The 3803-nt window shown below is 38.0% G+C and carries 2 protein-coding genes and 2 pseudogenes; 2 read left to right on the top strand and 2 right to left on the bottom strand.

The window, feature by feature from the left end; all coding sequences use genetic code 11:
• Together FTT84_RS17175 and FTT84_RS17180 are read left to right on the top strand one after the other, a co-directional pair.
• Positions 1 to 120: pseudogene (locus FTT84_RS17175) on the top strand (IS5/IS1182 family transposase); the annotation flags it as partial.
• Between the two features lie 49 nt (positions 121 to 169).
• A pseudogene (locus FTT84_RS17180) lies at positions 170 to 673 on the top strand (transposase); the annotation flags it as partial.
• Positions 674 to 1002: 329 nt separating this feature from the next.
• Here the strand turns inward: FTT84_RS17180 and FTT84_RS17185 are convergent.
• Together FTT84_RS17185 and ppk1 are read right to left on the bottom strand one after the other, a co-directional pair.
• Positions 1003 to 1230 carry a hypothetical protein gene (locus FTT84_RS17185; protein WP_004646177.1) on the bottom strand — a complete coding sequence of 76 codons (228 nt, stop codon included), beginning with the start codon at positions 1228 to 1230 and terminating at the stop codon, positions 1003 to 1005.
• A 117-nt stretch (positions 1231 to 1347) separates the two neighbouring features.
• Positions 1348 to 3426 (bottom strand): polyphosphate kinase 1, encoded by a 2079-nt coding sequence (ppk1, locus tag FTT84_RS17190; RefSeq protein WP_180191845.1) that lies wholly within the window; start codon positions 3424 to 3426, stop codon positions 1348 to 1350.
• Between the last annotated feature and the right edge of the window lie 377 nt (positions 3427 to 3803).

Here is a 3803-nt window from a genome sequence, read left to right on the forward strand (position 1 = left end):
TTAGGCGATAAATTAACAGCGCGGAGTTTTCCAAGTCAGGTGAATGAGATCCATGCACGCATGGCAGTCTTGAATAAATTCACAGAATTAGGTCGCCCTCATACCCAAGTTGTCTCTTAAATTTGAGCAGCTTAAGGGAACTCAGCCTTTCAAACCTTTATGCAACAAAGCCGTGCTGATTCAGAAACTGTATGCCATAGAAGCAGAACTCAGGAAAAAGACCGATGGTACAGCAGAACATCGCCGCGAATACCGGCAACAGCATAGCCAACCGGTGATGCAACAACTGTATGAATGGCTCAACCAACATTATCTGGCGGTGCCATCGAGTTCTCCAACTGCCAAGGCGATCAATTACAGCCTAAAACGTTGGCAGGCACTCTGCCGCTATCTGGATGATGGCAATTTGCCTATAGATATGAGCAGCATTGCTGCGCAAGGGATTGAAAATCAGATGCGTCCCTGGGCGTTGGGACGTAAGAACTGGCTGTTTGCTGGCTCGCTGCGCAGCGGCCAACGAGCTGCCAATATCATGACTTTAATCCAGTCAGCAAAGCTGAATGGACTGGATCCGTATGCCTATTTAAGTGATGTGCTGAAAAGGCTGCCGACGCATAAAGTGACCCAAATAGAAGAATTACTGCCACACCGCTGGAAATCCGACCAAAATTAAAAAATAGGCATGGGATTCAGCGGACGCTTACAAAACACCAAAATATCTCTCTTGTGATCATGGTCCCTTAATTATGGGTATTGATCTAAATGCCAAGGTTGAGCAGAGTCTAGAGCAAGGTAAATCAAGAGATGGCCGTTTGGGGTTATAGTCACTTCTACTACAGCCCCTTAAATAATTATATTTCTCTTTAAATGATGAACATAACTTTGAAATATAAAACTATTTATTTTGCTATAAAAAAACCACCAATAATGGCGGTTTTTTATCAATGACAACTTATGCGTCATGTGACGGTCACTTATCGTATTTTATAAGTTTGGTACTTCTTACTTTATTTTAAAATGATGTTTCTCAGGAATAAGTTTTATTTTTATCGATTTATAAAGTCGCTCTTCAGAATTTTCTGCTGATTTTGTCACTTTATCAGCAAATTTCTGATCAGACATAAGCATGGCATATGTTTTATAACCTATTTCAAGCGCTTGTGTTTTATTGCCTTCTTCTTCGAACTGTTCAATTAATTTGTTGATCTTTTTAACACTGATATCATTCATGTAATTGACTCATTCCCACTTGATTTTTACTTTAGGGTTGTATTGTTACAGTTTAGTTAAAATAAGTTTAAATCATTGCAAATGATTGTCATTTATACAATGACTTGAAATTTTTCGTTAAATAATTTGATTCATTAATTGTTGCTGGGCAATATGGACTGCCTGTCCATTGCCAGCCTGACATTGTATCCAGGTACCATCGGCTTGTAATTCCCATGCACGCCGATTATCTTGAAGATAATTCATTAAGCCCTCTTCCAGAATTTGTTTACGAAGTTTTTTATCTTCGATTGGGAAACAGGTCTCGATGCGAGAGAATAAATTACGCCCCATCCAATCTGCACTGGCGCAAAAAAGTTTACTTTCACCCTGATGGTAAAAATAATAAACCCGGGTATGTTCTAAAAAACGTCCCACAATTGAGCGGACTCGAATATTTTCAGAAAGTCCTTTCACTTGTGGGCGTAAGCAGCAAATTGAACGGATAATCAAATCGATTTGAACGCCCGCTTGAGACGCTCTATACAGAGCATCAATTAGTTGAGATTCAGTTAAGGCGTTGACTTTAATAATAATCTGCGCTTTTTTGCCCGCTTTGCTATTTTCAGTTTCATTTTCAATGAGTTCAATCAATTGAGAATGCAGAGTAAATGGTGCATGAAAAAGTTTTTTCAATTTGACCATTTTCCCCATGCCTGTGAGCTCCTGGAAGACTTTATGGACATCTTCACAAATATCAGCATCACTGGTCAGTAGTCCATAATCAGTATAGATTTTGGCATTCATTGCATGATAGTTACCTGTGCCTAAATGAACATAACGTTTAATCTTGTCTACTTCACGACGCACGATCAGAATCATTTTGGCGTGGGTTTTATAACCAACGATCCCATATACAACAACCGCCCCAGCTTCTTGTAATAGATTGGCAACTTCGATATTTGACTCCTCATCAAAGCGAGCACGTAATTCAATCACTGCTGTGACTTCCTTACCATTTCGTGCTGCTTCAGCAAGGACTTGCACAATTTCAGAATCTACACCACTACGATAAAGGGTTTGTTTTATGGCTAACACATGTGGATCACGGGCTGCCTCTTTCAGTAGCTTAATGACCGGAGCAAAAGAGTGAAAAGGGTGATGTAATAAAACATCTTCGGTTTTTAATACCTCAAATATGGATTTTTTCCCATACAACACTTTCGGTAATTTTTGTACATGGGAAGGAAAACGTAATTCGGGCAAATTGAAGTTTGAGATAAAACGGACTAGATTAAGCGGGCCATCAATACGATAGAGTTGGTCTTGCTCAAGATCAAATTGTCCAAGTAAATAATCAGTAATATTTTCAGGGCAGTTTTTAGTCACCTCAAGTCTTACAGCGCGACCAAAGCGTCGCGAGGATAGTTCATCTTTTAAGGCAATCGCTAAGTCTTCAACATCTTCTGAGATGGTTAAATCTGCATTACGTGTGACCCGAAATTGATAACATCCCGTTGTTGTAACGCCTGGAAATAATTCATGAATATGTTGCTGAATAATGGCTGAAAGTAAAATGTAGTGTTCAGCCTCACCGGAAATACTTTTAGGTAACTTCACTAATCTAGGTAATGATCGTGGTGCGGGAACAATCGCCAAATCAATTTTTCGTCCAAAAGCATCTTTACCCTCTAAAGTTACAATAAAATTTAAACTTTTATTCACCAGCCGAGGAAAGGGATGTGCTGGATCTAAACTGATAGGCGTAACCACAGGTTGAACTTCATTATGAAAATAATCCTTAATCCATTCTTTATGTTTTTGAAGGATGTCACCATACTGAATGAAATGAACGCCATGTCCTTGCAGTTGCGGTAAGAGATTATAATTAAGAATTTTATACTGTTCTTCGACAGCTTCATGTGCAAGTTTGGAAATGGTGGTGACTATGTCTGAGATTAATAAGTCATCTGGACGAGTTCTAGCATGATTTGAAAGTTCAATTTGTTGCATTAAACTGGCAATTCGTATTTCAAAAAACTCATCAAGATTACTTGAAAAAATAATTAAAAAATTTAATCGTTCAAGTAAAGGGTATTCAGTATCTTTCGCCTGTACCAACACCCGCTTATGAAACTCAAGTAGTGAAAGCTCTCTATTTATATACTTTTTTAACGGATGTGATGAAGAGTTTGAAGGCACATTCAAGGAAGTCATTTATGGCTCTTATAAAGTTAGATTGCAGCACTAAAGAAAACTTAATAAAAAATTCCCTAAAACCTTTGGAAGAGGTCAATTAATTTTTTGTAAATAAAAAATGACCAGGTCTGCGGGAAGGCTAAGAATTGAACTTTATTCAATTAAGTATTCTGTGACTGCTTCATGACATTTTTATGACATCGTATTGTATTGTTATTTCATGTGGGTAATATTTAGACTTTTATCTGAGTTTAGAAGAAAGGGACAACTGAACCGTACCGGGTTTGTCGGAGAGTCAATATTCTGAGAGACTATCCCGATGACAAAATTAAAATATACCCCTGAAATCAGAGAAAGAGCGGTTCAATTATTGATTGAATCTGAAAAAGATTATC

This window comes from Acinetobacter sp. YH01019 (genome assembly GCF_013420285.1).
Classification (GTDB): domain Bacteria; phylum Pseudomonadota; class Gammaproteobacteria; order Pseudomonadales; family Moraxellaceae; genus Acinetobacter; species Acinetobacter gandensis.